Raw genomic sequence first — 1,666 nt, 5'->3', positions numbered from 1 at the left:
GAGCATGTGTAAACAAGGCCGCATTCTATATTAAAAATCCACCTGTCCTGCAAATAATGGGTAGCATTTTAATAATTACTTTAACATCTTATAATTTGATTTAAATAAATTGTCCGTAAACGTATAAGAAAGGGCAGCATTCTATTGAGGAAAGTGTCCTTAATGCAAGATAACATGTGTGAAAATTAATTGTAGCATGATGTTTCTTTGAAAAAGTTGAAACGATAAATACAAAAAGACTTGCTTAAGGTAAAAAGCAAGTTAAAAGAAAGATAATCACGTGGTAATTCCATTATAATCCACAAATAGTGAGCGTATATTAAAATATAGTTAAAATCAAATTAATCCATAAAAAAGATCAATTGGTCTTTTTTAATTGGTGGCAATTACATAACGTAAACACTAGCCACCTGAAAGGAGTTAGCTGAAAAATTCTATTACTTCGTTCATAAGAATTATATCTTAAAATAAAAAGCACCCGTGGAGGCGAGCGTTTTTATAAACTTAACGTGTAAAGGAGAAGCAATTCGTCAGCAAAGGGAGGAGGCTTAGTAGTTACAGGACATGCTCGTTTTGTTGTAGTTATATGTATTTAAAGTAATTCAACAAACAACCATTATCAAAATACTATTTAGTTAATTGATTATACACTTCTTCTAGTTCTGAAAAAGAGATATCTTTAGATGCATAACCTACAGCAGCATCTACAATTCCATCAAAACCTTCAGGTGAGATACTTTCTGCTTTAAGGTATCGCTCATACTGCTCTAGTTCCTCTTGCTGGTTTTCTAAATCCCTCTCTTTCCCTTCGTAATCAGGAGCTTTCATAGTTTCGATATTTTTCTTAACAACATCAACATACCGTCTTAATTCTTCCACGCTTATCATTCTCCTTACATTTTTGAAGTAATACATAGGTCAGAAATATGAAACACTGGGAAGGTAAAGGGACACTTTCCCTTTATACATATTGTGTTAACCCTCTAAAATTATACATACGAAAACTAAAGCACCCATAAAGGGTGCTTTTAGAAAACCTTCTTTATTGAGAAGGAGAGACCATTCACCCGCAAAGGGAAGGACGGATTGCTTATAATATACGTTATTTTCTTAAATTTATATGTCAAATAGAAGAGGCGATTGAGCAAAAACCTATTAAACAAACTAACAGTATGAAGAAGCGTGCTCTTTCACATAGAAATTGATATGAGATGATGCGAGGTTTTATATGAAATACTTTCTTGTATTAAGCTTTTTAATTTAGCTGCAATCCATCACTTCTAGAGAGTAGCTAGGGCAGGATTAGCTATTGGTTTGTTTTTGTAACATTAAATATTAAACAATGATAGGTTACTTTCATTCCTTTCTCATTACGATAATCATTTTCATATAGATTGATTAATTCACGAAAAAACGAAGGACGTTGACAGTAGCTTTCCTCGTTACTGTTACTTGCTCCAATTTTTTTTATTGATGTAAAAAATGCCTGAACCGTCGGAAAGTATTGAATCTCTAGTTTCTCCATTTTTGATAGTTTAAATGGATGCTCTCTCAATGGAACTAATGCTTGTTCACAAATTTGAGACAACTCTTCAAGAGAAAAAAACGATTGGCCAGGTGAACTGTTATTGAAAAGACCAAGCTTTTGTTTCGCATGGCTGTAGCA

Annotated in this window: 1 protein-coding gene and 1 pseudogene; both read right to left on the bottom strand. The window is 32.9% G+C overall.

Going from position 1 to position 1,666, the window contains the following annotated elements; translation table 11 throughout:
• Positions 1 to 627 precede the first annotated feature (627 nt).
• Positions 628 to 888 carry a YnfE family protein gene (locus AC1DRF_RS26525; RefSeq protein WP_235567333.1) on the bottom strand — a complete coding sequence of 87 codons (261 nt, stop codon included), beginning with the start codon at positions 886 to 888 and terminating at the stop codon, positions 628 to 630.
• A 418-nt stretch (positions 889 to 1,306) separates the two neighbouring features.
• Positions 1,307 to 1,666: pseudogene (locus tag AC1DRF_RS26520) on the bottom strand (malonyl-[acyl-carrier protein] O-methyltransferase BioC); the annotation flags it as partial.

The organism is Priestia sp. P5_B4, from assembly GCF_056400385.1.
Note: the sequence above shows the minus strand (reverse complement) of the source record. Positions and strands in the feature narration are given on the sequence as shown.